A 4,072-nucleotide genomic window follows, 5' to 3' on the forward strand; every position below is an offset into this window, starting at 1 on the left:
ACAGGCAGGGGGAACTCGCCGAGCAGGTGGCCCTGTTGGCGGACCGGGCCGGGGCGGACTCCGCAGCCTCGCTGATCCGCCGCACGGCCCGCCGCGCGGAATCCCCGCGGGCCCGGATCTGCGTCATCGGCGGCAGCAACGTCGGGAAGTCCCGCCTCGTGAACGAGCTGATCGGCGCGGTGTGCGTGCCGGTGTCCGTGCACCCGACGGACGGGCCGCCCGTGGTGGTGCGCCCGTACGTCGCACAGCCGGAGCAGCCGGAGCAGCCGGGACAGCCGGGGGAGCCCGGGGAGTCCGGGGAGTCCGGTGAGCGGGGGGAATGCGGAGGGGCCGCGGGGCCCGACGGTTCCACGGACCCCGCCGGACCGGCGGAATCCGGCCAGTTCACCGGACCGGGGGCTCCCGCGGACCCCCCGGGTTCCGGTGACCCGGGGCCGGCCGGCCTGCGCACCGTACGCGTCGAGGTCCCCTCCGGGGCCTGGGCGGCCCGTACCGGGGTGGAGCTCGTCGACACCCCCGGCTGGGAAGGCTGGTCCGGGATCCGGCAGCCCGACACCGCCGCCCTCGCCCGGATCGTCGGCGACTGCGACGTGGTGGTCGTCGTCACGGAGGCGCGCCGCGCGATGCTCGCCACCGAACAGGCCCGGATCAAGGCCCTCGCCGCCGCCCCGCACAGCCCTCCGCTCGCCGTCGTCGTCACCAAGCTCGCCGAGGTCGACGACGAGGCGGCCGACATCATGCGCCGCGTCAGCCACCTCGTCTCGGTCCTGGCCCCCGAGGCGCTGGTGCTGCCCGGACCGCTTCCCGCGCCCGGACCGCTCCCCGCACCCGCCGCCGCCCCCGGGGGCGGGGAGTCCGACGGCGTCGGCCCGCTCCGCGCCGTCCTGGGCCACCTGGCCGGGATCCGGCTGCGCCGGGCGCTGCGGACCATCCGCAGACTGCACCTCCTGGCCGCCACCTGCGCCCTCGTGGAGGAGGCCGCCGGGCGGGCGCTCGCGGACGTGCACCGGCCCGACCCGGTCCGGGCACGGGCCGCCCAGATCTGGCACACGGCCCACGAGAGCGCCCGCTTCCACTGGATCGTGCTCAGCGCCGACGCGGGGGAATGGCGCGCCACCCTCGTCCAGACGATCGCCGCCGAGGCGCGCAGGCGGCGGGCCGCCGCGGCGCGCGAACTCGCCGCGCGCTTCTCCGGCATGCTGGACACACCGGAGGAGCAGCACTTCATCCGCCTCCACGCGATCCCGTACACCGCCGAGGCCCTCCAGCACTTCGAGGCGTGGATCACCGAGGCCGTCGACGGGGCGCTCGGAGAAGACATCCGCCGGCTGCGCGCCGTCCTGCTCCGCAACCGGCCCGGTGAGGAACTGTTCCAGGGGCTGGCCGCCCCCGGCGCCGGGCGGGTCGTACCGGCCGCGGCCCTGCCGGGAGTCGCCGAGGAGGCCGCCGCCGCGGAGTCGCGCAGCGCCACCGGCTGGGACGCCTCCTGGCTGCCGGAGTTCGTCGGCACCGCCATCGAGAGCGTGCTCACGCCGATGTCCGCCGAGGTCGTGGGGCAGATCGCGGGCGCGGCCGGTACGGCGCTGGTGACGGAGGCGCTCGAACACGGCCAGGCGGAGCGCCGTGAGCGCGCCATCGACGACCTGGAGCGCATCGTCCAGGCGGCGTTCACGGAGCAGGTCGCACGGACCGAGGCGCGCATCGGCCAGGTGTACGACCAGCTGCTGAGCCGGGCGCGGGAGCGCGACGAGCAGTGGTGGCGGCTGCACACCACGGCCGTGGCCGCCCGGCCCGAGTCCCTGGACCACTGGCGTTCACTGCAGAGCACGGCGCGGACGCTGAGCCGCTCCGTGCACGCCCACCTCTCACCCCTGGAAGGGGCCTGATGGCGCACGAGAACCGGCGGCCCGCGGCCGGGCAGGAATCACCGGCCGCGCAGTTCCGCGGCTGGAGCGAGAACATCGGAACGCTGCGCTCGTACTACCAGCGCCTCCAGCAGGTGGCCGGCGAGGCCGCCGTCGTCATCGCCCCGCCCGGCACCCCGGGCGGACCGCTGGACCTCGGCATCAACGGGGCGGTCTTCGAGCGCGAGACCTTCCGCATCATGGTGCTCGGCGAGTTCAGCAGCGGCAAGAGCACCCTGATCAACGCCCTGCTGGGCAAGCGGCTGCTGCCCACCAAGGCCAATCCGGCGACCGCCTTCACCACCGTGCTGCGCTGGGGCGAGACCGAGCGCGCCTGGCTGTACCGGGACGGGGACCGCCGGGGCGCCGAAACGGCCGTCACGACCGAGGAGTTCAAGCGCGAGGTCGCCCTCCAGATCGACGCGCACGGCGCACCCAGGCCCCCGTCCTTCGCACTGGCCGTCGTCGAGCAGCCGCTGGAGCTGCTGCGCAGGTCCGTCGAGATCGTGGACTCGGCCGGGATCAACGAGAGTTCCGACCGCGAACTGGTGACCCTGCGCTACCTGGAGGAGGTGGACGCCGTCGTGTTCGTCACCGACGCGGGACGGCCGTTCACCCTCCACGAGACCGAGAACTACCTCACCCGGGTCAGGAAGCTGGGACACCGCGACATCTTCTTCGTGGTGAACCAGTTCGACCGGATCGAGGAGGAGGAACGGGCGGAAGTGATGAGCCGCTGCCGCAACGCGGTCGCCGAGCTCGCCGGGGAATCCGGTTCCGCCGCCGCCAACGTCTACTTCGTCAGCGCCCTGCAGGCCCTGCGGGCACGGATCGACGGCGACGAAGCGCAGCTGGCGGCCTCGGGGATCGGAGCGCTGGAGTCCGCGCTGGAGGTCTTCTGCATGCGCGACGCGGCCCGGGTGAAGTTCGTCCGGCTCGCCGAGTTCCTGCGCCACAACGCCGTCAACCTGCGGGTGCGGCTGCACGACGAGGGCGCCATCCTGATGAAGTCGACGGCGGAGCTGCGCGAGCTCCTCGACCGCAGCCAGTCCACCCAGGACCAGCTGCGCGCCAGCGCCGACGCGATCCGCGACATCGTCGGCGGCAAGATCCAGGGCATCGAGAACGAACTCCAGCTGAGGTTCGCCGCGTTCCTGACCGAGATCAGCCGCGAGATCGGCGAGTGGCACCTCACGAGCGGCCCGGGGCGCCTGAGCCGGGCCATCCGGTCCTTCACCAAGAGCGGCCGCGTCGCCGCCCAGCACGAGCTGATGGACGCGTACACGGTCCAGCTCCAGGAACGCATGCAGGTCTTCTGCGCCCAGGAGCTCGACCAGATCATCGAGCAGCGGCAGGCCGATCTGGTGCGCCAGCTCGAACCGCTGATCCGGGCGCACGCGAACCTCCTCGACAAGCTCCGTGCGGAACTCACCGGCTCGCAGTCGGAACGCGACCAGAACTACCTGATCTACACGCTGGCGATCGCGGCGGGCAAGGGCAACGGACGCGACGGGCCCCGCCGCCGCGACGACGTGCCGCTGATGTTCCGCCCCAGCTCGCTCATGGCGCTCGGCGCGGGCGGCGGCGCGGTGGTCGCCGGCGGGACGACGGCGGCCGCGGCGGCCGGTCTGATCAGCCTGGGCCTGGCCGTCCCGCCCGTCGGCGTGGCGGTGGCCATCGGCGCCGCCATCGGGCCGCTGCTGGCCTCGGGGGCGGTCTTCTTCGCCGACGGCAAGCTGCAGACGCGCGCGGCCGAGGAGTTCGCGGCCCACGTGAAGGACTCGGCCGCCCAGACCGCCCGCCAGTACGCGGGCAGCCGCTCGGCCGACCTGCGCGAGATGTGGGGCGGCATCAGCGGAACGCTCCACATCCAGCTCCAGGACCTCATCGGCATCGTCCAGCGCAACATCGAGGAGTCCCGGCAGGACGAGCAGGCCAAGGCGGGCATGCGGGACCAGCTCTACGCGTTCGAGCAGCGGATCACCGACGTCGAGCAGCACATCGCGAGCTTCCTGCAGCCGTTCGTCTCCGACGCGGAGCGCGAACAGGCGTAGCCGGAACGCGGACGACCGCGCCGGCCCCCACCGCCCGGCCCGCGGGGGGGCGCGGCGGGGCCCCCCCGCGCCGCGCCGCCCCGCCCCCCCCCCCCCTCCGGGCCGCCGGGACAC

Annotated in this window: 1 protein-coding gene and 1 pseudogene; both read left to right on the plus strand. The window is 74.2% G+C overall.

Annotated elements, in window-relative coordinates; all coding sequences use genetic code 11:
• Positions 1-1,886 (plus strand): annotated as a pseudogene (locus tag ACFXA3_RS37540) (hypothetical protein); the annotation flags it as partial.
• Positions 1,886-3,958 carry a dynamin family protein gene (locus ACFXA3_RS37545; protein WP_385194915.1) on the plus strand — a complete coding sequence of 691 codons (2,073 nt, stop codon included), beginning with the start codon at positions 1,886-1,888 and terminating at the stop codon, positions 3,956-3,958. The pseudogene ACFXA3_RS37540 and the gene ACFXA3_RS37545, both read left to right, overlap by 1 nt.
• Positions 3,959-4,072 lie beyond the last annotated feature (114 nt).

Origin of the sequence: Streptomyces sp. NPDC059456 (assembly GCF_042750055.1) — a bacterium.
Taxonomy (GTDB): domain Bacteria; phylum Actinomycetota; class Actinomycetes; order Streptomycetales; family Streptomycetaceae; genus Streptomyces.